Below are 23,117 nucleotides of genomic sequence, written 5' to 3'. Positions count from 1 at the left end.
AGCGAAGCGACGCTCTTCAAGCTTTCAGCTTATAAAACAAAGGTCAGGCCGACGCTCGCCAGCAGGGCGGCAAAGGCCAGGCGCAGCACCCTGGCCGGCAGGCGATGGGCAAGCCACACACCGAGGCGCGCACAGGGCACGCTGGCCAGCACGATACCCAGCAGGGCCGGCCACATCACGAAGCCCGCAGCCCCGGAGGGCAGCAGCGCATTGCCCCAGCCCAGCACCATGAAGGTGGCCGCCCCGAACAGGGCGATGGGAATACCGCAGGCGGCGGAGGTACCCACGGCCTGGGGCAGCGACGCACCGCAGCGGGTCAACCAGGGCACGCTGAGGGTGCCGCCGCCGATCCCAAACAGCGCCGAGACACCGCCGATCACCCCGCCGGCGGCGGCCATCACCGCCCGCCCCGGCGCCACGCTGCCGGGGCGCGGCCCGCGGGAGAGCGCCATGCGCACCGCCATTACCAGCACGAAGGCGCCGAACAGCGTGCCGAGGCTGCCTGCGGAGAGGCCATCGGCGACGAACACCCCGGCCACGGCCCCCAGCAACAACCCGGGCAGCAGGGCCAGGAACCACTGGCGATGGATGCTGCCGCGGCGGTAGTGGCCCCAGGCCGAGGAGGCGCCGGTGACCACGATGGTGGCAAGCGAGGTGCCCACCGCCAGGTGCATGGTGACTTCCGCGGGCACGCCCTGCAAACCGAAGGTGAAGACCAGCGCCGGCACGATGATCAGCCCGCCGCCCACGCCGAACAGCCCCGCCATGGTCCCGGCCACGGCCCCCAGCGCCAGATAGCCGACAATCACTGGCAACAGGCTCATGAGACGCCGCGCTCCTCCAGGCGCTCGGGCAGCCAGCGGACGACCCGCTCGACCAGCTCCTGGGGGCGGTAGGGCTTGGCCAGGTAATCATCCAGCCCGGCCTCGGCGAAGCGCCGGCGGTCGGCATCGCTGGCATTGGCGGTCAGCGCCACCAGCACGCTGCCGGAGGCGACGTGTCGAATACGCTCATGTTCGCGCCAGCGGCGGCTAGCCTCCATACCGTCCATGCCCTCCATGAAGATATCCATCAGCACCAGATCGAAATGCTCCAGCTCCTGCAGGGCCAGGGCCTCGGCCCCCGAGGTCACCGCGGTGACCTCGAGCCCCTCGCGCTCCAGCACCTGACGCGCCAGCATCAGGTTGACCGGACCATCATCGACGATCAATACCCGCCCCGGGCGCCCGGCCGGGCGCGACGGCGGCTCGCGCTCACCGGCCAGCCCCTCGAGCAGCTCGGTCAGGTCGGCGAGACGCTCGCGCAGTTCATCGGCCATGTGGCGACCGGCCTCCGGGGTCGACGCCTGCTCGCCGGCCAGTTGGTCGATACGCTGGCATAGCCGCTGCAGTTCGCGGCTCATCAGTGTCAGGTAGTCCGACTTGAGGCGTGACTCCTCGCGGGCCCTCTCGCGCCCGGCCGCCAGGCGGGTGATCCGCTGTTCACGATGCGCGAGGGCGTCTTCCAGGTCGCTCACCCGTCGCCGCAGCCGCTCCTTGGCCGCCGAGGGCTCGGCAACCGAGTCGCGCACGATCCGGCGTTGCGCGGGGGGCTCGGCGGGCGATTCGGCTTGCGGGTCGTGCGGCCAACCGCCGGGCTGCAGCACGACCAGCAGCAGGTTGAGGCTCGCGACCAGCAGCAGGGCCATCAACCAGGCGGCCGCCCCGGCGGCATCGAACCACAAGATACCGCCACCGGCCAGCAGCAGGAGTAGCTGGGCCAGCAGCGCCATGATGATGAGTGCTGGAAGGCGCCGGGGGCGCCGTGACTCGTCTCGCATCCGTCATCCTTGGCCGTTAACGAGGTGGCACTGAAGTGTACGCCGTGCCAGCCATGCTGTCATCGCGGGAGCTTCCCCGCCCGGCGCCGAGCCGCTAAGCTGGCGCCATGTGCCTGATTGCCTTCGACCATCACCCCGGCAGCGCCTGGCCCCTGCACCTGGTCGCCAACCGCGATGAGTTCCACGCCCGCCCCGCCGCCCCGCTGGCCGCCTGGGAGCATGCCCCCGAGATCATTGGCGGGCGCGACCTGGAGGCCGGTGGCACCTGGCTGGCGGTGCACCGCCGCGGGCGCTTCGCGGCGGTGACCAACGTGCGCGATCCCGAGCTGCGCGTGCCGGATGGCGCGCCGAGCCGCGGCGGCCTGGTCTATGCCGCCCTCACCCACCCCGACCTGCCCGCCTGGCTGGCCCAACTGGAACGCGGCGAGGCGCTGCGCTATGCCGGCTTCAACCTGCTGGCCGGCGACGGCGAGCGGCTGTGGCACCTGCACCGCGGGCGTGAGGAGTGCGTGCTTCGCGATGTACCGCCCGGCACCCATGGCCTCTCCAACGCCTCCCTCGACACCCCCTGGCCGAAGCTGATCGATGCCCGCCAGGGGCTCGGCGCCGCCCTGCACCACGGCCGCTGGCCCGACGACGCCCTGGCGACGATGGCCGACCCCCGCCCCGCCGATGACCGCGCCCTGCCGGATACCGGCGTGGGCCTCGCGCTGGAGCGCACCCTCTCCTCGCCCTTCATCATCGGCGAGCAGTACGGCACCCGAGCCATGACCTGGCTGAACTGGCACGCCAGCGGACGCATGGAGATCGGCGAACGGCGTTTCGGGCCCGGGGGAGTGGCGCTGGGGGAGACAAGGCTCAGCATGTAGGAGCGCAGATTCTGCGCGATACGAATGCCACCACGCGCTTAGAGGATCGCGACAGGACCACACAACGGTGCCAACCCTCATCGCCGATAAATCGGGCTCCCACAATGCGGGCTAACCCTCGATGGTGGCTCCCATGGCCGAATGGTGGGAGCGATTATTCGGCGTTGGGCAAAATATCGCGCGATAAATCGCGCTTCTACGGCAACGAGGCAGGGTCAATCCCTCGGCGGCAACAGGTGGGCGAGGTCCCACTCGCTCATGCGCTGGTCGAGATGGCGGTGCACCTCGCCGGGGGAGTCGAGGTGCAGGGTCTGGTCGACCAGCGCCTGGGCATCCGCCAGCGACACGCGGCGAATGGCGGCGCGCACCCGCGGCAGGCTGGGGGCGTTCATGGAGAGGGCGCCGAAGCCCATGCCCATCAACAGCAGCGCGCCGGCCGGGTCGCCGGCGAGCTCGCCACACACCGAGACCGGCATGTCGAGGCGCCGCGATTCGCTGGCCAGGGTGGCCATGGCGGAGAGTACCGCCGGGTGGCAGGCGTCGTAGAGGTCGGCGACCCGCGGGTTGTTGCGATCCACCGCCAGCAGGTACTGGGTCAGGTCATTGCTTCCCACCGAGAAGAAGTCGGCCCGCTCGGCCAGGGCGTCGAGCTGGTAGAGCGTCGCCGGCACCTCGATCATCACCCCCACCCTGGGGCGCGGCACCACCACGCCCTCCTCCCCCAACTCGACGATGGCGCGCTCGAGCAGCCGCTGGGCGGCATCGACCTCGTCGACATTGGTGATCATGGGCAGCAGCACCTGCAGGTTGTCGAGCCCCTGGGAGGCGCGCAGCATGGCGCGCAACTGCACCATCAGCACCTCGGGATGATCCAGGGTCACGCGTATGCCGCGCCAGCCGAGGAAGGGGTTGGCCTCCTCGATGGGAAAGTAGGGCAGGTCCTTGTCGCCACCGATATCCAGGGTGCGCATCACCACCGGCAGCGGCGCGAAGCTCTCGAGCTGGTCGCGGTAGAGGCGGGTCTGCTCCTGCTCGCCGGGGAAGCGCTCGGTGACCATGAAGGGCACCTCGGTACGGTAGAGCCCCACCCCACTGACGCGCGGCTTGAGCGAGGCCACCGCGTCCACCGCCAGGCCGGTGTTGACCATCAGCGGCATATCGTGGCCGTCGGGGGTGCGGCTGGGCAGGTGCTGCTCGTGCTCGAGCACCTTGGCCAGTGCCTCCTCCTCGGCGATCATGCTGGCGTAGTGGGTCAGCAGATCCTGGCCGGGATGGATAAACAGCCGCCCACGGTGGCCGTCAAGGATCAGCTGTGAACCGGAGAGCCGCGGCAGCGGCAGGTCGACCATGCCCAGCACCGTGGGGATACCCATGGCCCGGGCCAGGATCGCCACGTGGGAGGTACTGGAGCCGCGCACCGAGACCAGCCCGACCAGCTTGTCGCGGGGCACCTCGCCGAGCAGCGCCACGCTCAGCTCGTCGCCCACCAGGATGGTGCGCTCGGGATAGACGCTGGGGCTCTGGGGGGTGTCTTCCTGGAGATGGGCCAGCACCCGTCGGCCCAAGTCACGCACATCGGCGGCACGCTCGCGCAGGTAGTCGTCATCGACCCGCTCCAGGTACTGCACGTGGCGCTTGACCACATCGGCCAGGGCGCCCGGCGCCCACTGCCCCTCGCGGATGCGCTTCTCCACCTCCTGGGAGAGTGCCGCCTCGCTGAGCATCTGCTGGTAGACCTCGAACAGCGCCAGCTCCTGAGCAGAGATGCGGTTGGCGAGACGGGCCCCAGCGGCCCGGATCTCCTCGCGCACGCGACCGATCGCCTCCTTGAGGCGGGTGATCTCGTAGTCGACATCGGTGGGAATCAGGTCGGGCACGCTGTCGAGGTCGGCGGGCGGGGTGATCACCACCGCCTCGCCGATGGCCATTCCCGGCGAGGCCGCCACGCCCTTGAACTGCACCTGGCCCTCCTGGCTCGGGCGCGCCAGGTTTCCGGTGGCCAGCGCATGAGCCAGCACGCCGCCGAGTTGAGCGGCCATGGTGACCAGGAAGGCCTCGTCCTCCTCGCCGTAGCGACGCTTCTCGGCCTGCTGTACCACCAGCACGCCGAGCATGCGGCGCTGGTGGATGATGGGCACCCCGAGGAAGCTGGAGTAGCGCTCCTCGCCGGTGGATTCGAAATAGAGGAACTGGGGGTGCGCCTGCGCGTCCTCCAGGTTGAGCGGCTCCTCGCGCCCGGCCACCAGGCCCACCAGGCCCTCGCCGATGGGCAGGGTCACCTGCCCCACCGCCTGGCTGCGCAGGCCGATGGTCTCCATCAGCACCAGGCGGTCGGTCTCCTCGTCGAACAGGTAGAAGGAGCAGACGTCGGTCTGCATCGCCTTGCGAATGCGGCGCACCATGGTGGAGAGCGCCGCGTCCAGGCTGCGGGCCCCGTTGACTTCCTGGATGATGCGGCGCAAGACCTCGAGCATGTCGAGCGGGTATCCCTGTTGTCATTGGACGTTGTTGTGGGTGACGCGCGGCTAGCCGTGCCCCAGCGCCAGGCGCTGGGCGCGCGGCGAGAGCTCCTTCAGGGCACGGCGGTAGACCTCTCGCTTGAAGGGCACCACCTGCGCCAGTGGATACCAGTAGCTGACCCAGCGCCAGCCGTCGAACTCCGGCTTCTCGGAGATATCCATGCATATCTGGCTCTCCTGGCAGCGAATCCGGAGCAGGAACCACTTCTGTTTCTGGCCGATACACACCGGCCGGGAATGCGTGCGAATCATGCGTCGTGGCAGGCGGTAGCGCAGCCACCCCCGGGTGCAGGCAAGAATCTCGACATCACCGGCCGTCAGGCCGATCTCCTCATGGAGCTCTCGAAATAGCGCCTGTTTGGGTGTCTCGTCAGCCTTGATGCCTCCCTGGGGAAACTGCCACGCATTCTGCCCTACCCGACGCGCCCAAAGCAGCTGCCCCTGGTCGTTGGCGATAATGATGCCAACGTTGGGGCGAAAGCCCTCTGCGTCGATCACGGACTTCACCTTGTTGAATCCAGTATTGTGGCCATTCTTCCACAAGGCCGTGAAGCGCATCAATACGCCTTCCGCCGCAGTGATGCAGGGGACCCCATCATCTGCCATAATCGCCGGCTTTCCACCCACCTTGTCAGCTATCTTGGGGAGTTTCCGTGAGCCTGGCCATCTTCGACCTGGACAATACCCTGCTGTCAATCGACAGCGACCATGCCTGGGGCGAGTTCCTGCTCGAGCAGGGCGCCGTCGACCCGGCGGCCTACCGCGAGGCCAACGACCGCTTCATGGCCGACTACGAGGCCGGCACCCTGGATATCCACGCCTTCCTGGAGGTCGCGCTCAAGCCCCTGGCCGAGAACAGCCCCGAGCAACTCGCCGCCTGGCACCAGCAGTTCATGGCCAGCAAGATCGAGCCGCACATCCTGGACAAGGGCGAGGAGCTGCTGGCCCGCCACCGCTCCCGGGGTGACACCCTGCTGATCGTCACCGCCACCAACCGCTTTATTACCGGCCCCATCGCAGAGCGGCTAGGCGTCGACGACCTGATCGCGGTGGAGCCCGAGATCGTCGACGGCCACTACACCGGCAAGGTGAGCGGCACGCCCAGCTATCGCGAGGGCAAAGTGATACGCCTGGAGGAGTGGCTGGCCGACAAGGACCAGACCCTCGATCAGGCCTGGTTCTACAGCGACTCACACAACGACCTGCCGCTGCTGGAGGCCGTCGAGTATCCGGTGGCCGTCGACCCCGACCCCAGCCTGCGCGAGGTGGCCGAAGCCCGCGGCTGGCGGATCATCAGCCTGAGGGACTGAGCCGGCCCGGCTTCGCCGGGAGCTGCAAGCTGCAAGCTGCAAGCTGCAAATCGATAGCGTGAAACTGCTCGAAGCAAAAGAAAACCCGAAGGCCATGGCCTTCGGGTTTTCTTGTAGCTTGGCACTTGTAGCTCGGCGCTTAGCCCAGCAGATGCTCGACGGCGGCGCGCTCTTCACGCAGCTCCTGCTCGGTGGCGTTCATGCGCCCGCGGCTGAACTCGCCGACCTCCAGGCCCTGCACGATCTCGTACTGACCGTTCTTGCACACCACCGGGTAGGAGTACATGATGCCCGGCTCGACACCGTAGCTGCCGTCGGCGGGGATCCCCATGCTGACGATGCCGTCGCTGCCCAGCGCCCAGTCACGCATGTGGTCGATGGCCGCGGAGGCCGCGGAGGCCGCGGAGGATGCACCACGCGCCTTGATGATGGCGGCGCCGCGCTGCTGCACGGTGGGGATGAAGTCGTTCTCGTACCACTCCTGCTCGACCAGCTCCAGGGCCGCCTTGCCATCCACCTTGCAGTGGGCCAGGTCCGGATACTGGGTGGCGCTGTGGTTGCCCCACACGATCATCGACTCCACGTCGGTGACATGCTTGCCGACCTTCTGGGCCAGCTGAGTCTTGGCGCGATTGTGATCCAGGCGCATCATCGCGGTGAACTGGCCCGGATTGAGATCCGGCGCGTTGCAGGAGGCGATCAGGGCGTTGGTGTTGGCCGGGTTGCCCACCACCAGCACCTTCACATCACGGCTGGCGTTGTCGTTCAGCGCCTTGCCCTGCACGGAGAAGATCGCCGCGTTGGCTTCCAGCAGGTCCTTGCGCTCCATGCCCGGACCACGCGGACGAGCACCCACCAGCAGGGCGAAGTCGGCATCCTTGAAGGCGACATTGGGATCGTCGGTGGCGACGATGTCCTGCACCAGCGGGAAGGCACAGTCGTTGAGCTCCATGACCACGCCGTTCAGGGCGTCCATGGCCGGGGTGATCTCGAGCAGTTGCAGGATGACCGGCTGGTCCTTGCCCAGCATGTCGCCGGAGGCGATGCGGAAGGCCAGGGAGTAGCTGATCTGGCCGGCGGCGCCGGTAATGGCAATGCGAACGGGGTCTTTCATGGTGGCTCCTTGGGTTGTCAACGCGCGGGTTGTCGCCGTGAGGACGAGCCGGGCAGGCGCCGGGCCCGCACTGGCCTGAACAAACCGCCAAGATGGTATGCCTGCACCGCACAAAACTCAATGCGACGTAGGGCGGGAGCGAGGTGCGACAAACGGCTGTATGAGAACGGCTCTCCAGAATAGTATGCTGACGCCTTCATGCCGCTGATGGATCACACTGCATGTCCCGCCGTCGCCTTCCCCCCTTTCCCGCCCTGCTGGCCATCGGTCTGGTCATTGCCCTGCTCGCCTGGCTGCTGCTGGGTGACATCCAGGGGTTTCGCGATGCCCCGCCACAGGCCCGGCCGGCCGCCGAGCCCGACGCGCCACGCGTCGAGGTGGAGATCCGCGCTGCCGAGCCCCATGCCCCTACCCTGGTTCTCCAGGGCCAGCTCGAGGCATACCGCGAGCTGGAGCTGCGCGCCCGCCAGTCCGGCCGCGTGGCAGCACTGCCGCTAGCCGCGGGCAGTCGTGTCGAGGCGGGAGAGCTGCTGCTGGCACTGGCCCAGGAGGAGCTGCCCGCCCGCCTGGCCCAGGCCGAGGACGACCTGGCGCTGGCCCGGGCGGAGCTCGCCGGCGCCGAATCGCTGCTCAGTCGCAAGCTGATCTCGCGCCCCGACTACCTGCGCCTGCAGGCCCAGGCGAGCCGTGCCGCGGCAGAGCTGGCCACGCTGCAGCGCCAACTCGACGATACCCGCCTCGCGGCGCCCTTCCCCGGCACCCTGGACCGCCTCGAGGTGGAGACGGGCGACCTGGTGCAGGTAGGCGAGAGCTGGGGGCGACTGGTGGACGACTCGCGGCTGACCGCCGTGGCCTGGGCGCCCCAGCGTGACGCCCTGGTCCTCGGCGAGGGGCTCCCCGCGGAGCTGCGCCTGCTGGACGGCTCGCGGCTTTCCGGCGAGGTGAGTTTGGTGGCGCGCCAGGCCGAGGAGGCCACCCGCAGCTTCCGGGTCGAGGTCAATGCCGACAACCCCGAGGGTCGTCGCCTGGCCGGCGCCAGCGCCACCCTGATCATCACCCTGCCCGAGCGCCGGGTGCAGCGCCTCTCGCCCGCCCTGCTGGCACTCGATCCCGACGGGGAGCTGGTGGTCAAGCACCTCGACGCCGCTGACCGGGTGGTACAGACCCCGGTCACGCTGGTGGATGCCGACCTCGAGACCGCTCGGGTGACCGGTCTTCCCGATCCGGTGCGACTGATCACCCTGGGGGCCGGCATGGTGGCGGTCGGCGAACGCGTCACGCCGGTGGTGGCCGACGGCAGCGCGCCCACCGTACCCGATGCCGACGCGGGGAGTCGCTGAGATGCGCCAGCTGATCGCGGCCGCTCAAGCGCGCGCCCGCACCACCCTGCTGCTGCTGACCGCCCTGTTGCTGGCGGGGCTGGGCGCCTGGCAGGCGATCCCCAAGGAGGCCAACCCCGACGTCGCCATTCCCATGATCTACGTGGCCATGAGCCTCGAGGGGATCAGCCCCGAGGACGGCGAGCGTCTGCTGGTGCGCCCCATGGAGCAGGAGCTGCGCAGCATCGAGGGGCTACGCAAGATGACCTCCCAGTCCAGTGAGGGCCACGCCTCCATCACCCTGGAGTTCGATGCCGGCTTCGATGCCGACCAGGCACTCTCCGACGTGCGCGAGAAGGTCGATATCGCCAAGGCGGAGCTGCCCTCCGAGGCCGAGGAGCCACGCGTCGTGGAGGTCAACGTCAGCGAGTTCCCGGTGCTCTCCATCGGCCTCTCCGGCAGCGTGGAGGAGCGCCTGCGGGTGGCCATTGCACAGCGCATCAAGGAGGAGATCGAGGGCATCGCCGAGGTGCTCGAGGTGGATATCGGCGGCGACCGCGAGGAGCTGCTGGAGATCGTGGTCGACCCCCTGGTGCTGTCGAGCTATGGCATCGACTTCGCCACCCTGTTCAACCTGGTCAACCGCAACAACCGCCTGGTGGCGGCCGGCAGCCTGGACACCGGTGCCGGCCGGCTGGGCATGAAGGTGCCCGGGGTCATCGAGACCCTGGAGGACGTGATGGCCATGCCGGTGAAGGTGGACGGCGACCGGGTGGTGACCTTCGGTGACGTGGCGACCATTCGCCCCACCTTCAAGGACCCCGAGGGGTATGCGCGGATCGATGGCCAGCCGGCGCTGGTGCTGGAGATCTCCAAGCGCGCCGGGGCCAATATCATCGCCACCGTGGAGCAAGTCCAGGCACTGTTCGAGCAGGCCGGGGGGCTGATTCCCGAGGGGCTTGCGATCACCACCATTACCGACCAGTCCGAGTTCGTCGAGGACATGCTCTCGGAGCTTCTCAACAACGTGGTCACCGCGGTGGTGCTGGTGCTGATCGTGATCCTGGCCGCCATGGGCACGCGCAGCGCCATGCTGGTGGGGCTGACCATCCCCGGCGCCTTCCTCAGCGGCATCCTGATGATCTGGGCGGTGGGCTACACCCTCAATATCGTGGTGCTGTTCGCGCTGATCCTGGTGGCCGGCATGCTGGTGGACGGCGCCATCGTGGTCAGCGAGCTGGCCGACCGCCATCTACGCCAGGGCATGGCGCCACGCCAGGCGTGGCTCGAGGCGGCGACCCGCATGAGCTGGCCGGTGATCGCCTCCACCGCCACCACCCTGGCGGTCTTCGTGCCGCTACTGTTCTGGCCGGGCATGGTGGGCGAGTTCATGAAGTACCTCCCCGCCACGGTGATCCTCTGCCTGCTCGCCTCGCTGGCCATGGCGCTGGTCTTCCTGCCCACCCTGGGCAGCGTGTTCGGCGCTCGCGCAGCCTCTGCGGGCTCGGCGCCGGTGGACGCCACGGCCGGCGGCCGGCTCTATCGCACGGCGCTGTCACGGCTGCTCGCCCACCCGGTGCTGACCCTGCTGTTCGCCGTGCTACTGATGGCGCTGATCTACACCGCCTATGCGCGCTTCAACCATGGGGTGGAGTTCTTCCCCAGCGTGGAGCCCGACAGCGCCCAGGTGTTGGTGCGCACGCGCGGCGACTTCTCCATCGAGGAGAAGGACGCCATGGTGCGCCGGGTGGAGGCTAGGCTAGGCGGGATGAGCGAGGTTGAGGCACTCTATGCGCGCTCCTTCGCCACCTCCAACGAGCAGCTCGGCGCCGACGTCATCGGCGTGCTGCAGTTCCAGCTGATCGACTGGCATCGGCGCCGGCCACTGAGCGCCATCTTCGACGAGATGCACGAGCGGACCGCCGACCTACCCGGCCTCACGCTGGAGTTCCGCCAGCAGCAGACGGGCCCCGGCGAGGGCAAGCCGATCGTGCTGGAGATCGGTGGCCAGACGCCCAGGCTCGCCGACCAGGCGGTGGACCGGCTGCGCGAGCTGATGGGGGAGCTGGGTGGTTTCCGCGACATCGAGGACAACCGTAGCCTGCCCGGGGTGGAGTGGCGGATCATCGTCGACCGCGAGGCGGCGGCCCGCTTCGACACCGACGTGACCAGCGTGGGCAGCGCGGTGCAACTGCTGACCACCGGCGTCCAGGTAGCCAGTTACCGTCCCGAAGGGGTCGACGACGAGGTGGATATCCGGGTGCGCCTGCCGGAGGGTGACCGCACCCTGGACCAGTTGGGCCGGCTGAGCCTCAACACCTCCCGGGGGCAGGTGCCGCTATCGCACTTCGTATCGGTGGAGCCGGCCCCCAAGGTGGGCACCCTGCACCGCATCGATGGCCGCCGCGCCATTACCCTCGAGGCCGACGTGACCAGCGACGCCAGCGCCGACGAGCGGCTGCGCGCCCTGCTCGAGGCCGCCGGCGAGCCCCCCGAGGGGGTGCAGGTGAGCATCGCCGGTGAGCAGGAGGATCAGCAGGAGGCGAGCCGCTTCCTGGCCGGCGCCTTCATGGTGGCCATCGGGCTGATGGCACTGATCCTGGTGACCCAGTTCAACAGCTTCTACCAGGCGGGGCTGGTGCTCTCGGCGATCGTCTTCTCCACCGCGGGGGTGCTGCTGGGGCTGCTGGCCAACGCTCAGCCCTTCGGCATCGTGATGGTGGGAATGGGCATCATCGCCCTGGCGGGCATCGTGGTGAACAACAACATCGTGCTGATCGACACCTACAACGAATTGCGCGGCGAGGGGCGCCCCCCCTTCGAGGCGGCCCTGGAGGCGGGCAGCCTGCGCCTGCGGCCGGTGCTGCTCACCGCGGTGACCACGGTGCTGGGCCTTGCGCCCATGGTGCTGGGGGTCAACGTCGACCTGCTCGCCCCGAGCCTTGGGCTCGGGGCCCCCTCCACCCAGTGGTGGACCCAGCTCTCCAGCGCCATCGCCGGCGGCCTGACCTTCGCCACCGGCCTGACCCTGCTGCTGACGCCCTGCATGCTGGTGCTGGAACCGCGGAGGAAAAAGCGTGAATCCAAGCAGTAGGAGGGAGACTGCGTCTCGCGACTGGAGGCCGAAGGCCTCCCGGTGATTTCGGTAATACCCCCGGGCGCCTGACGGCGCCAGTCGCGATGCAGAGCATCCCTCCTACGTGGTGCGGGAAACGGCTTCGGCGCGGGCCGCATCGGGCGCATGGCGGGCGTGAATGCGCCCGATCAGTTGGTCTTCCAGGGAGAAGCGTTCGGTGAGGCCGTGGGCCAGGCGCTCCAGCCAGGCAGGCAGGCGGGCGAGGTGCTGGCGCACGCGGCCGGGACTGGCGTACTCGGCATCGAAGTCGAGCACCAGTTCGGTGGACATCTCCAGGCGCTCCAGCAGTCGGTCGGCCAGGGTCAGAGCCGATTCATCCTCGAAGGCGCGGGCCTCCTCGCGCAGCTGGGGGTAGACCTCGAAGTGGCCGGCGCTGATGTAGTCCATCAGCAGTTCGCTGAAGCCGTCGATGCGCTCCTTGGTCACCGCTTCCAGCTCGGCGTCGCAGGCCTCCTTGAGCTCGACGAAGTTGACCAGCAGCTCGCGGCGCTCATCCAGCCAACGATCGATCAGCTTGTGTACGCCGCCCCAGCGCTCCAGGGCGCTCTTGCAATCTTCCAGCATGGGGGCCTCCATTCGTTTGGTCGAGCAAGCTCGCGGGTACCGAGGGCGTCCAGCGCCCGGCCGGGTGAGCCTCAGAGTCGCGCTACCATCGACGGCTGTCAATCCTGCGACCGCAAACGTGGAGAACCCATGGCGTCAAGAGGACCATCGCGGCCTTTTCGATTGCCTGGCGCCGGCGTTTACTTGGTAGTCTATGTCGACGCCAACAACACCAAGCCACTGCTTAACAACAACACTCCCGAGGTTCTCCATGAAACAGCTTGCTCGCCTGGGTCTCGGCCTGCTCCTCGCCGGCGGCCTTGCCACCGCCCACGCCGAAGAGGTGAAGATCGGCATGATCACCACCCTCTCCGGGGGCGGCTCCCATCTGGGTGTCGATGTGCGCGACGCCTTCCTGCTGGCCATCGAGCAGTCGGGCCGCGACGATATCGAGGTGCTGGTGCAGGACGATGCCCGCAAGCCCGACCTGGCGCGTAACCTGGCCAACGAGTTCATGCAGCGCGATGACGTGGACATCATGACCGGCATCATCTGGTCCAACCTGGCCATGGCCGTGGTGCCCTCGGTGGTGCGCCAGGGGACCTTCTACCTCTCCCCCAACGCCGGGCCCTCGGACCTCGCCGGTCGCATGTGCCACGAGAACTACTTCAACGTCGCCTACCAGAACGACAACCTGCACGGTGCCATGGGCGCCTGGATGCGCGAGCAGGGCTACGAGAACCCCATCATCATGGCCCCCAACTACCCGGCGGGCACCGACGCCCTGGCCGGCTTCAAGCACCTCTTCGAGGGCGAGGTGGCAGGCGAGCTCTACACCCAGATGGGCCAGACCGACTACGCAGCCGAGATCGCCCAGATCCGCGCCAGCGATGCCGACAGCCTGTTCTTCTTCCTGCCCGGCGGCATGGGCATCTCGTTCATGAAGCAGTGGCAGAACGCGGGCGTCGAGATGCCGGTGTTCGGCGCGGCCTTCTCCTTCGACGAGATCCTGATCAAGGCGGTTGGCGAGGCCGCCATCGGCGCCCGCAACACCTCGCTGTGGGCCCACGACCTCGACAACGCCACCAACCGCGCCTTCGTCGAGAGCTTCCGCGAGGCCTACGGCCGCATGCCGACCCTGTATGCCGCCCAGGGCTTCGACACCGCCAACCTGATCCTCTCCGCCCTGGAGCAGGCCCACCCCGATGACCAGGCCGCCTTCCGCGAGGCGCTTCGCGAGGCCGACTTCGACTCGGTGCGTGGCGAGTTTCGCTTCGGCCCCAACCACCACCCCATCCAGGACATCTATGTCCGCGAGGTGGTCGCGGGCGAGGACGGCGAACCCACCAACCGCCTGCTGGGCGTCGCGGTGGAGGACATCCAGGACGTCTACTACCCCGACTGCAAGATGTGAGCGCGCTTCGCTCTGATGAGGGGTGAGCGCTTCGCTGGTGAGGAGTGAGGGGTAAGCGCCGCTGCGCGGCTGGTGAGGGGTAACGCCTCACGCCTTACGCCTCACCCCACACCACTCACACCTCACACCTCACCACTCACTACTCACCATCCACGGATCTCAGCGCTTGTCAGCCACCCTGCTTCTCGAACAACTGATCAACGGCCTGCAACTGGGCACCATGCTGTTCCTGATGGCCAGCGGCCTGACCCTGGTATTCGGGGTCATGGGGCTGATCAACCTGGCCCATGGCTCCTTCTACATGGTGGGGGCCTACCTCACCGCCGCGGTGACCGCGGCCAGCGGCTCCTTCCTGCTCGGCCTCACGGCCGGCCTGCTGGGGGCCGCCGCGGTGGGTGCCGTGGTGGAGCTGGTGGTGATCCGGCGCCTCTACCACCGCCCGCACCTGGACCAGGTACTGGCCACCTTCGCGCTGATCCTGATCTTCTCCGAGGGCACCCGCTGGCTGTTCGGCTCCTCGCCGCTGTGGCTGAACACCCCGGCCTGGCTGTCGGGCTTCGTCACCCTGCCGGGCGATGCCCGCTACCCGCTCTACCGGCTGGTGATCATCGGCGTGGGCATCACCGTGGCCATTGGCCTCTACCTGCTGATCGCGCGGACCCAGTTGGGCATGCGGGTGCGCGCCGGCGAGAGCGATCGCGAGATGATCGGCGCCCTGGGCATCGACATCTCGCGGCTCTACACCGCGGTGTTCGCGCTGGGAGCGGGGCTGGCCGGCCTCGCCGGGGCCATGGTCGGTGCCCTGCAGTCGGTGCAGGTGGGCATGGGTGAGCCGGTGCTGATCCTGGCCTTCGTGGTGATCGTGATCGGCGGCATCGGCTCCATCAAGGGGGCGCTGCTCGGCGCCCTGCTGGTGGGCGTGGTCGACACCCTGGGCCGGGTATTCCTGCCGCTGGCCTTCCGCGCCGTGCTGCCCCCCGCGGAGGCCACCGACGTGGGCGCCGCCCTGGCCTCGATGCTGATCTATATCCTCATGGCCGTGATCCTCGCCTTCAAGCCCAAGGGACTCTTCGCCGTCAATGACTGACCAGACGCCTTCCGACACCGTGCCGAGCGGCCTTGCCCCCTGCCCGCCGCGCCGCCTCGGCCGCCGGGGCATGGTACAGCTCGCCATGCTCGCCCTGTTGCTGGTGCTGCCGGTGGCAGCCGACCTGCTGGGCCACCCCTACTACGTCACGCTGGCCTCGCGGCTGACGCTGATCGCCATGGCCGCGGTGGGCCTCAACCTGGCTCTCGGCCATGGCGGCATGGTCAGCTTCGGCCACGCCGCCTACTTCGGCCTGGGCGGCTACGTGGCTGGCATCGGCGCCTACCACGCCTTCGATACCAGCGCCTTCCTGGGCGTGCTGCCCGGCAGCGACAGCATGCTGGTACTGTGGCCAGTCGCGATGCTGGCCTGCGGCCTGCTGGCGCTGCTGATCGGCGCCGTCTCGCTGCGCACCACCGGGGTCTACTTCATCATGATCACCCTGGCCTTCGCCCAGATGGTCTACTACTTCGCCAACTCCTGGCCCACCTATGGCGGCCAGGACGGCCTGCCGATCTATATTCGCAACACCCTGCCGGGGCTCGACACCCAGGACCCGCTGACCTTCTTCCTGGTCTGTTTCGTCGGCCTCGTCCTGTCCATGGCACTCACCTCGCGACTGATGGGCTCGCGCTTCGGCGCGGCACTCAGCATGGCGCGACTCAACGACACCCGCCTGGCCACCGCCGGGATCAATCCCTACCCGGTGCGCCTGGTGGCCTTCGTCATCTCGGCGATGATCACCGGCCTGGCCGGTGCGCTGTATGCCGACCTCAACGGCTTCGTCAGCCCCAGCATGCTCAGCTGGCACATGTCGGGCGAGCTGATGGTGATCGTCATCCTCGGCGGCGTGGGGCGCCTCTACGGCCCGCTAGCCGGGGCCGTGCTGTATATCAGCATGGAGACCCTGCTCGGCGGGCTGACCGAGTACTGGCAACTGTTCCTGGGCCTGGTGCTGCTCGGGGTGGTGCTGTTCGCCCGCCACGGCGTGATGGGCTGGCTGACGGGGAGGGAGCCCCATGGCTGAGGCGGTGCTGGCCCTGGAGGGGCTCTCCAAGCGCTTCGGCGCGCTGACGGCCACCGACGATGTCTCGCTGACCCTGCGGCCCGGCGAGATCCACGCCTTGATCGGCCCCAACGGCGCCGGCAAGTCGACGCTGATCGCCCAGATCGCCGGCAGCCTGCGCCCCGATAGCGGGCGTATCCTGCTCGGCGGCGAGGAGGTCAGCGGGTTGAGCATCGCCGCCCGCGCGCGCCGCGGCCTGGGCCGCAGCTTCCAGGTCTCGTCGCTGGCCGAGCCGCTGCCCGTGATCCGCAACGTGATGATCGGCGTCCAGGCCATGGCCGGCCACAGCTTCCGTTTCTGGAAGCCGGCGGAGCGCGACCCGCGCCTGATCGAGCCGGCGTTGGCGGCGCTGGAGCGCATGGGGCTGGCAAGCCGCGCCTGGACCCCCGTGGCAGAGCTCTCCCACGGTGAGCGCCGTGCGCTGGAGGTGGCCTGCGCCCTGGCGATCAAGCCCCGCGCGCTGCTCCTCGACGAGCCCATGGCCGGCCTGGGCCCCGAGGGCTCGACACGCCTCACCGAACTGCTGGAGCGGCTCAAGGAGGAGGTGCCGATACTCCTGATCGAGCACGACATGCAGGCGGTGTTCCGGCTGGCCGAGCGCATCTCGGTGCTGGTCGCCGGCCGCGTCATCGCCCACGGCGACGGCGCTACCATCCGCCGCGACCCGCGGGTTCGCGACGCCTACCTGGGGGAGTGACCGTCATGCTCAAGGTGGAAGCCATCGAGACCCGCTATGGTCCTGCCCAGGCGCTGTTCGGCGTGGACCTGGAGGTCCAGGCGGGCCAGATGGTGGCGCTGATGGGGCGCAACGGCATGGGCAAGACCACCACCATCCGCTCGATCTTCGGACTCACGCCGCCCCACGCCGGCCGCGTCACCTTCGCGGGACGCGAGCTGCGCGGCCTGGCGCCCCACCGCATCGCCCGCCTGGGCCTGGGCCTGGTGCCCGAGGGGCGGCGCTGCTTCCCCAACCTGACGGTGCGCGAGAACCTGCTGGTGGCCGCCCGCCCCGGCGAGTGGAGCCTGGAGGCGGTCGAGGCGCTCTTCCCGCGGCTGGGCGAGCGCAACCGCCAGGCCGCGGCGACCCTCTCCGGCGGTGAACAGCAGATGCTGGCCATCGGCCGAGCGCTGATGACCAATCCACGCCTGCTGGTGCTCGACGAGGCCACCGAGGGGCTGGCGCCGGTGATCCGCCTGGAGATCTGGCAGGCGATCCGCCACCTCAAGGGCCAGGGCCAGGCGATCCTGATCGTCGACAAGACGCTCTCGGAGCTGCTGCCGCTGGCCGACCGCTGCGTACTGCTGGAGAAGGGGCGCAGCGCCTGGAGTGGGCCACCCGAGGCGCTCAGCGAGTCGCTGCGCGACCGCTACCTGGGGGTATGAAACCCCTGGATGGTCTCGGCCAGCCGCCCGCCGTCGAGGTAGTGCTCGAGGATCGAGAAGTGGTCGTCGCCGGGCAGCAGAGCCTGCTCTACCTCGATGCCCTGCTCGCCCAGGTGGGTGGCGTATTCCACCATCTGGCGGGCGAACTCGTCGGACTCCTCACCGCCGGCCACCAGGCTGACCCTGGCCGTACTACGACAGGGGAGGAAGGCGGGGCTGAACTCGGCGACGTCGCGGCCATCGAGACGCAGCTTGGGCTGCAGCCAGGACCAGGGAAAGGGACCGAGATCAAAGAGGCCGCTGACGCACAGCGCCCCGCGAATCGGGTCCGCCGGCAGGCCATAGTCGCCTTCCCAGTCGGTGGCCAGCAGCATGGCACTGAGATGCCCGCCGGCGGAGTGGCCGGAGACGCTGATGCTGGCCGGGTCGCAGCCCTGTTCGGCGGCGTGGCGATAGGCCCAGGCCAGCGCGGAGCGGGCCTGGCGCACGACCTCGGCGAAGCGCACCGTCGGGCAGAGGGCGTAGTTGACCACGCCAACCGAGATGCCGGCGGCCACCAGGTCGTCGACGACAAAGCCGAACTCCCGGTGGCCAAGCGAGCGCCAGTAGCCGCCGTGGAAGAACAGGTGCAGCGGCGCGGGTCCGCCTCCCGCCGCGCGCTCGGCGTGATAGAGATCCAGGCGCTCGGCCAGCGTCGGCCCGTAGGGCACATCGAGCGACACCCGATGGCGGGCGCGCGCAGCAACGCTGCGCGAGCGCCAGTCGGCCACCAGCGCCGCCGGGTCGCGGCCGACCATCGGGTCGTAGGCGGCGTCGATCGCCTCCTGGGTGGCGAAGTCCCGGTAGAGCACCTCAGCCGCGCTCCCGCATGGCGGACAGCAGCATCCCCAGCGGCGCCAGGGCCAGCACGATGAAGCCCACCAGGGTCCAGCCCGGCAGCGAGACGCCGAGGAACAGGAAGTCGATCTCGGCACACTCGCCGGAGCCGGAGAGCACCATGTTCATCACCTCCTGCAGCGGCAGGATCTCCAGCATGTAGTCGAGGCCGGGGCCGCAACTGGGTACCTCGTCGGCGGGCAGCGACTGCAGCCACAGGTGGCGGCCCGCCACGCCGATGCCCCCACCCACCGCGGCCAGGCCCAACACACCATAAAGTGCGGCACCGACACGGCCGGCGGGGTTGTGGATCGCCGCCAACGCGAACACCAGGCCGGCCGCGATCACCGCCACCCGCTGGAAGATGCACAGCGGGCAGGGCTCGAGGCCGACGATATGCTCGAGGCCCAGGGCCACCGCCATCATCAGCACACAGAAGGCCAGGCCGGCGAGGCTCCACTGGCGCACCGAGAGACGGGCCAGGGCGCTCACTGGCTGACCCCATCGGTAACACGGGATTCCCGGGCACGGGCGAAGTAGTCGCTCAGGAAGTCGGCGAAGGAGACGCGATCGGCGGCCTCGATCTCCGCCTGCTGTCGATGGGAGGTCTCCACCAGCTCGTCGAAGAGCCTCTCGCGGCCAGGGTCCATGGGCTCCTGGCGCAGCCGTTCGGCCTGCTCCCGGGCGATGCTCAGCATGGCACCGGAAAGCTCTTCGTTACCCTCCTGCAGGCGCGCCAGCAGCCGGCCGGAGGGAGTCAACGCCGGATCTTCCAGCCGCGGGGCCATGGCGGCCACGGCATCGGCGTGGGGCGTACCCTCCTCCAGGCGGTCGAGCAGCTCGGCCACCCGACGCATCTCGCCGAGGATCTCGCCGCCCCAGTCGGCCACGCTGCGCGGGGTGCCGGCGTGGCACAGGCGCAGCTCGGGATCACGGCCGCGCTCCACCACCAGGCGCCGGTTATCGTCGAGGGTGTCGCACTCGGCATCGGGGATCCACGGGCTCTCGGACAGCAGGCACCACATCACGAAGGTGTCGATGAAGTGGATCTGGGGCTCGTCCACGCCCAGGGTGAGCAGCGGATTGAGGTCGAGACAGCGCACCTCGATATACTCCACCCCGCGAGCCTCCAGGGCCTGGCTGGGGGTCTCGTCGTGACGGGCCACCCGCTTGGGCCGGATATCGCTGTAGTACTCATTCTCGATCTGCAGGATGTTGGCGTTGAGCTGGCGCCACTCGCCATTCTCGTTGACGCCCAGCGCCTCGTAGGCGGGCCACGGCGTGGAGATGGCGTGGCGCAGGGTGTTGACGTAGTTGGAGAGCGAGTTGAAGCAGATCTTGAGCTGCTCCTGCACCTTGTTCTGGTAACCCAAGTCCGACATGCGCAGGCTGGTGGCGTAGCGCGAGATCAGCGTCTCCTCGCCGTGGGCCTCGAGCTTGTCGGGGACCCGGCCGTCGGGCAGGAAGCTGCGGTCGATGGCCGGCGAAGCGCCGAACAGGTAGAGCAAAAGCCAGCTGTGGCGACGGAAGTTGCGGATCAGGCCGAAGTAGCGCGCCGAGCGATAGTCGTTCAGCGGCGTGGCCTGGTCGCCATCGAGATCACGCAGCAGCGTCCACAGGTCGTCGGGCAGCGAGACGTTGTAATGCACCCCAGCGATGGCCTGCATGATGCGCCCGTAGCGCACATCGAGCCCCTGGCGATAGACCCGCTTCATGGTGCCCACGTTGGAGCTGCCATAGTCGGCGATCGGGATGCTGTCGTTGCCGTCGAGGCGTGCCGGCATGCTGGCCGGCCAGATCAATTCATCACCCAGGTAGCGATAGCTGAAGCGGTGCAGGTCGCCGAGGAAATCGAGGGCGTCGGCGGGCCGACAGGTGACCGGCGTGATGTACTCGAGCAGCGCCTCGGAGTAGTCGGTGGTGATATGCGGATGGGTCAGCTTGGAGCCCAGCGCATGGGGATGCAGCGTCTGGGCGACGCGCCCCTCGCGGTCGACGCGCAGCCCCTCCTTCTCGAGGCCGCGACGCAGTCGGCTGAACTCTCCCCGGCGGGCAGAAGCCTCCAGGCGTTCGATGAGGGTAGCGAATGAGTCGGACAAGATAACACCCCTGCTGGTGGTTACGGCGCCGAGGCGGCGCGCCTCGCTGATAGTGAGACGGGCGCCCTGGCGGCGCCCGTAGAAGGCCTGATTGTATCAGCCTTTCTGCTTGGCCTTGAGCAGCGCGGCCCCCAGGGCGCCCATCTGCCCGCCCTGGCTGGCATCGCTGCCGCGCCCGGCGCCCTTGCGCGGGGCCTTGCCGCCGCGGGCCTGGCGCTCGCCACCATTCCCTTCACGTCGGCGCCGAGGCTTGTCACCCTCCTCGCCCGGCTGGTCGTCGAGGCGCATGGAGAGCCCGATGCGCGCACGCGGAAGATCGACGCTCATCACCTTGACCCTGACGATATCGCCGGCCTTGACCACCGAGCGCGGGTCCTCGACGAACTTGTCGGAAAGCGCCGAGATATGCACCAGGCCGTCCTGGTGCACGCCGATATCGACGAAGGCACCGAAGTGGGTGACGTTGGTGACGCTGCCCTCCAGCACCATGCCGGGCTCCAGGTCATTGAGAGTCTCGACCCCCTCGCGGAACTCGGCGGCCTTGAACTCGGGCCGCGGGTCGCGGCCCGGCTTGTCGAGCTCGACCAGGATATCGGTGATCGTGGGCACCCCGAAGCGCTCGTCGGCGAACTCGGCGGGCTTGACCGCCTTGAGGGTGGCGCTGTCGCCGATCAGGCTGGAAAGCTCTCGACCACTCCTCTCCGCGATGCGCTCCACCAGGGGGTAGGCCTCGGGGTGCACGGCGCTTGAGTCCAGCGGGTTGTCGCCGTTCATGATGCGCAGGAAGCCCGCGCACTGCTCGAAGGTCTTGGGGCCCAGGCGGCTGACGTCGAGCAGCTGCCGGCGACTGGCGAATGGTCCCTCGGCGTTGCGCCGGGCGACGATGGCCTCGGCCAGCGCCGGCGAGAGGCCCGCCACCCGGGAGAGCAGCGCGCTCGAGGCGGTGTTGAGATCGACACCGATGGCGTTCACGCAGTCCTCGATCACCGCCTCCAGGCTGCGCGACAGCTGCACCTGGGAGACGTCGTGCTGGTACTGGCCCACGCCGATGGATTTGGGCTCGATCTTGACCAGCTCGGCCAGCGGGTCCTGCAGGCGGCGGGCGATGGAAACCGCGCCGCGGATGGTGACATCGAGGTCGGGCAGCTCGCGGGAGGCATACTCCGAGGCAGAGTAGACCGAGGCACCGGCCTCGCTGACCATTACCTTGGAGAGCGAGCGCTTGCCAGCCAGCAGCTTGACCAGGTCGCCGGCGAGCTTGTCGGTCTCGCGACTGGCGGTGCCGTTGCCCACGGCGATCAGTGCCACGTCATGCTTCTCCACCAGCCTGGCCAGTTCGGCCAGCGAGGCGTCCCAGGCATTACGCGGGGCGTGGGGGTAGATGGTGGCGTGCTCGAGGAACTGGCCGGTGGCGTCGACCACGGCAACCTTGCAGCCGGTGCGCAGGCCCGGGTCGATGGCAAGCGTCGCCTTCTGCCCCGCCGGGGCGGCCAGCAGCAGGTCCTTGAGGTTGGCGGCGAACACCTCGATGGCTTCGAGCTCGGCACGCTCGCGCAGCCGGCCCAGCAGTTCGGTCTCGAGATGGGTATAGAGCTTGACCCGCCAGGTCCAGCGCACCACGTCGCGCAGCCACTTGTCCGCGGCGCGCCCATCGTCTCGAATCTCGAAATGCCGGGCGATGGCCACCTGGGCCGGATGGATCGGCGCCTCCTCCTCGCCGGGCAGGCGGATGGCCAGGGTCAGCACACCCTCGTTACGGCCGCGGAACATGGCGAGCGCGCGATGCGACGGCGCCTTGGCCAGCGTCTCGTCGTGCTCGAAGTAATCGGAGAACTTGGCGCCCTCGCGCTCCTTACCCGGGATCAGCCGGGCGGAGAGCTCCCCTTCGCTCCACAGCCGTTCGCGCAGCCGGCCCACCAGTTCGGCATCCTCGGCGAAGCGCTCCATCAGGATCTGGCGGGCGCCATCCAGGGCCGCCTTGGCATCCTCGACGGCCGGAATATCCCCTTGCGCCGGACGCAGGTAGTTCGCCGCCTCGGCCTCGGGCTCCAGGGTGGGGTCGGCCAGCAGCGCCTCGGCCAGGGGCTCGAGACCCGCCTCCCGGGCGATCTGGGCCTTGGTGCGGCGCTTCTTCTTGTAGGGCAGATAGAGGTCTTCCAGGCGCTGCTTGGTGTCGGCGGCCTGAATCAGCCCCTTGAGCTCATCGCTGAGCTTGCCCTGCTCGTCGATGGCGGCGAGCACCGCCGCGCGGCGCTCCTCCAGCTCGCGCAGGTAACCCAGACGCTCATGGAGGTTGCGCAGCTGGGTATCGTCGAGCCCACCGGTCACCTCCTTGCGGTAGCGGGCGATGAAGGGAACGGTCGCCCCGCCGTCAAGCAGTTCCACCGTGGCCGTGACCTGCTGCGGGCGAACGGAGAGTTCCTCGGCGAGGCGCGTGATGATGCGGTTGGTGGCGTCCATGTAACCCCTTCACTGATGCTCGAAAAACGATCGCGACAAGGTATCACAAACGCCGGGACGAGCCACGCACGGCCGCCGCCGCCTGGGGGAGATAACTTTAGTC

General features: G+C 68.8%; 19 protein-coding genes. 9 read left to right on the top strand and 10 right to left on the bottom strand.

The window, feature by feature from the left end; all coding sequences use genetic code 11:
• Positions 1 to 29: 29 nt before the first annotated feature.
• Positions 30 to 824, bottom strand: coding sequence for a sulfite exporter TauE/SafE family protein (locus NFH66_RS03710; RefSeq protein ID WP_349608506.1), 795 nt, complete (start codon positions 822 to 824; stop codon positions 30 to 32).
• On the bottom strand, positions 821 to 1,819 hold the full coding sequence (locus NFH66_RS03705) for a response regulator (protein ID WP_349608504.1): 999 nt from the start codon (positions 1,817 to 1,819) through the stop codon (positions 821 to 823). Before NFH66_RS03705 ends, NFH66_RS03710 begins: the two co-directional genes overlap by 4 nt.
• Before the next feature lie 107 nt (positions 1,820 to 1,926).
• Between NFH66_RS03705 and NFH66_RS03700 the strand changes: the two genes are divergently transcribed.
• Complete coding sequence (locus tag NFH66_RS03700) at positions 1,927 to 2,688, top strand: NRDE family protein (RefSeq protein ID WP_349608502.1); 762 nt, start codon at positions 1,927 to 1,929, stop codon at positions 2,686 to 2,688.
• 215 nt (positions 2,689 to 2,903) lie between these two features.
• Here NFH66_RS03700 and ptsP read toward each other — a convergent pair whose 3' ends face one another.
• Positions 2,904 to 5,162 carry a phosphoenolpyruvate--protein phosphotransferase gene (gene ptsP / locus NFH66_RS03695; protein WP_349608500.1) on the bottom strand — a complete coding sequence of 753 codons (2,259 nt, stop codon included), beginning with the start codon at positions 5,160 to 5,162 and terminating at the stop codon, positions 2,904 to 2,906.
• Positions 5,163 to 5,213: 51 nt separating this feature from the next.
• Positions 5,214 to 5,705 carry an RNA pyrophosphohydrolase gene (locus NFH66_RS03690; RefSeq protein ID WP_349608498.1) on the bottom strand — a complete coding sequence of 164 codons (492 nt, stop codon included), beginning with the start codon at positions 5,703 to 5,705 and terminating at the stop codon, positions 5,214 to 5,216.
• 155 nt (positions 5,706 to 5,860) lie between these two features.
• Between NFH66_RS03690 and NFH66_RS03685 the strand changes: the two genes are divergently transcribed.
• Positions 5,861 to 6,517, top strand: a complete 657-nt coding sequence (locus tag NFH66_RS03685) for a histidinol-phosphatase (protein WP_349608496.1) — start codon at positions 5,861 to 5,863, stop codon at positions 6,515 to 6,517.
• 139 nt (positions 6,518 to 6,656) lie between these two features.
• On the opposite strand, the gene NFH66_RS03680 is transcribed toward NFH66_RS03685, so the two are convergent.
• Positions 6,657 to 7,631 (bottom strand): malate dehydrogenase, encoded by a 975-nt coding sequence (locus tag NFH66_RS03680; RefSeq protein ID WP_349608494.1) that lies wholly within the window; start codon positions 7,629 to 7,631, stop codon positions 6,657 to 6,659.
• A 221-nt stretch (positions 7,632 to 7,852) separates the two neighbouring features.
• Here NFH66_RS03680 and NFH66_RS03675 point away from each other — a divergent pair, with 221 nt between their 5' ends.
• Positions 7,853 to 8,971: an efflux RND transporter periplasmic adaptor subunit gene (locus NFH66_RS03675; protein ID WP_349608492.1), complete on the top strand. Its 1,119-nt coding sequence runs from the start codon at positions 7,853 to 7,855 to the stop codon at positions 8,969 to 8,971.
• 1 nt (position 8,972) lies between these two features.
• Positions 8,973 to 12,044 carry an efflux RND transporter permease subunit gene (locus NFH66_RS03670; protein WP_349608490.1) on the top strand — a complete coding sequence of 1,024 codons (3,072 nt, stop codon included), beginning with the start codon at positions 8,973 to 8,975 and terminating at the stop codon, positions 12,042 to 12,044.
• A gap of 102 nt (positions 12,045 to 12,146) precedes the next feature.
• Here the strand turns inward: NFH66_RS03670 and rsd are convergent, their stop codons facing one another.
• Positions 12,147 to 12,650, bottom strand: a complete 504-nt coding sequence (gene rsd, locus NFH66_RS03665; RefSeq protein ID WP_349608488.1) for a sigma D regulator — start codon at positions 12,648 to 12,650, stop codon at positions 12,147 to 12,149.
• A gap of 250 nt (positions 12,651 to 12,900) precedes the next feature.
• On the opposite strand from rsd, the gene NFH66_RS03660 reads away from it, so the two are divergent.
• From NFH66_RS03660 to NFH66_RS03640, 5 genes are all read left to right on the top strand, one after another.
• Positions 12,901 to 14,043: an ABC transporter substrate-binding protein gene (locus NFH66_RS03660; RefSeq protein WP_349608486.1), complete on the top strand. Its 1,143-nt coding sequence runs from the start codon at positions 12,901 to 12,903 to the stop codon at positions 14,041 to 14,043.
• A gap of 166 nt (positions 14,044 to 14,209) precedes the next feature.
• Complete coding sequence (locus NFH66_RS03655; RefSeq protein WP_349608484.1) at positions 14,210 to 15,130, top strand: branched-chain amino acid ABC transporter permease; 921 nt, start codon at positions 14,210 to 14,212, stop codon at positions 15,128 to 15,130.
• Positions 15,131 to 15,200: 70 nt separating this feature from the next.
• On the top strand, positions 15,201 to 16,157 hold the full coding sequence (locus NFH66_RS03650) for a branched-chain amino acid ABC transporter permease (protein ID WP_502878662.1): 957 nt from the start codon (positions 15,201 to 15,203) through the stop codon (positions 16,155 to 16,157).
• Complete coding sequence (locus NFH66_RS03645) at positions 16,150 to 16,893, top strand: ABC transporter ATP-binding protein (protein WP_349608480.1); 744 nt, start codon at positions 16,150 to 16,152, stop codon at positions 16,891 to 16,893. The genes NFH66_RS03650 and NFH66_RS03645 overlap by 8 nt, the downstream gene beginning before the upstream one ends.
• A 5-nt stretch (positions 16,894 to 16,898) precedes the next feature.
• Positions 16,899 to 17,579: an ABC transporter ATP-binding protein gene (locus NFH66_RS03640; RefSeq protein WP_349608478.1), complete on the top strand. Its 681-nt coding sequence runs from the start codon at positions 16,899 to 16,901 to the stop codon at positions 17,577 to 17,579.
• Here the strand turns inward: NFH66_RS03640 and NFH66_RS03635 are convergent.
• From NFH66_RS03635 to NFH66_RS03620, 4 genes are all read right to left on the bottom strand, one after another.
• A complete protein-coding gene (locus NFH66_RS03635) occupies positions 17,564 to 18,430 on the bottom strand; it encodes an alpha/beta hydrolase (protein WP_349608477.1) in 867 nt (288 codons plus the stop codon). The genes NFH66_RS03640 and NFH66_RS03635 overlap by 16 nt on opposite strands.
• 1 nt (position 18,431) lies before the next feature.
• Positions 18,432 to 18,938: a disulfide bond formation protein B gene (locus NFH66_RS03630; protein WP_349611647.1), complete on the bottom strand. Its 507-nt coding sequence runs from the start codon at positions 18,936 to 18,938 to the stop codon at positions 18,432 to 18,434.
• A 5-nt stretch (positions 18,939 to 18,943) separates the two neighbouring features.
• Positions 18,944 to 20,554: a glutamate--cysteine ligase gene (gene gshA, locus NFH66_RS03625; RefSeq protein ID WP_349608475.1), complete on the bottom strand. Its 1,611-nt coding sequence runs from the start codon at positions 20,552 to 20,554 to the stop codon at positions 18,944 to 18,946.
• A gap of 96 nt (positions 20,555 to 20,650) precedes the next feature.
• Positions 20,651 to 23,014, bottom strand: a complete 2,364-nt coding sequence (locus NFH66_RS03620; RefSeq protein WP_349608473.1) for a Tex family protein — start codon at positions 23,012 to 23,014, stop codon at positions 20,651 to 20,653.
• Between the last annotated feature and the right edge of the window lie 103 nt (positions 23,015 to 23,117).

This window comes from Halomonas sp. H10-9-1, assembly GCF_040147005.1.
Taxonomy (GTDB): domain Bacteria; phylum Pseudomonadota; class Gammaproteobacteria; order Pseudomonadales; family Halomonadaceae; genus Halomonas.
This window is presented reverse-complemented; position numbering and strand designations above follow the sequence as displayed.

What these genes read in the sequence shown, in the direction of transcription:
- NFH66_RS03705 (WP_349608504.1), bottom strand. Translation starts at nt 1,819, where the DNA reads ATGCGAGACGAGTCACGGCGCCCCCGGCGCCTTCCAGCACTCATCATC.
- NFH66_RS03680 (WP_349608494.1), bottom strand. Translation starts at nt 7,631, where the DNA reads ATGAAAGACCCCGTTCGCATTGCCATTACCGGCGCCGCCGGCCAGATC.
- NFH66_RS03700 (WP_349608502.1), top strand. Translation starts at nt 1,927, where the DNA reads ATGTGCCTGATTGCCTTCGACCATCACCCCGGCAGCGCCTGGCCCCTG.
- NFH66_RS03650 (WP_502878662.1), top strand. Translation starts at nt 15,201, where the DNA reads ATGGTACAGCTCGCCATGCTCGCCCTGTTGCTGGTGCTGCCGGTGGCA.
- NFH66_RS03675 (WP_349608492.1), top strand. Translation starts at nt 7,853, where the DNA reads ATGTCCCGCCGTCGCCTTCCCCCCTTTCCCGCCCTGCTGGCCATCGGT.
- NFH66_RS03660 (WP_349608486.1), top strand. Translation starts at nt 12,901, where the DNA reads ATGAAACAGCTTGCTCGCCTGGGTCTCGGCCTGCTCCTCGCCGGCGGC.
- NFH66_RS03670 (WP_349608490.1), top strand. Translation starts at nt 8,973, where the DNA reads ATGCGCCAGCTGATCGCGGCCGCTCAAGCGCGCGCCCGCACCACCCTG.
- NFH66_RS03645 (WP_349608480.1), top strand. Translation starts at nt 16,150, where the DNA reads ATGGCTGAGGCGGTGCTGGCCCTGGAGGGGCTCTCCAAGCGCTTCGGC.
- rsd (WP_349608488.1), bottom strand. Translation starts at nt 12,650, where the DNA reads ATGCTGGAAGATTGCAAGAGCGCCCTGGAGCGCTGGGGCGGCGTACAC.
- NFH66_RS03640 (WP_349608478.1), top strand. Translation starts at nt 16,899, where the DNA reads ATGCTCAAGGTGGAAGCCATCGAGACCCGCTATGGTCCTGCCCAGGCG.
- NFH66_RS03710 (WP_349608506.1), bottom strand. Translation starts at nt 824, where the DNA reads ATGAGCCTGTTGCCAGTGATTGTCGGCTATCTGGCGCTGGGGGCCGTG.
- NFH66_RS03620 (WP_349608473.1), bottom strand. Translation starts at nt 23,014, where the DNA reads ATGGACGCCACCAACCGCATCATCACGCGCCTCGCCGAGGAACTCTCC.
- ptsP (WP_349608500.1), bottom strand. Translation starts at nt 5,162, where the DNA reads ATGCTCGAGGTCTTGCGCCGCATCATCCAGGAAGTCAACGGGGCCCGC.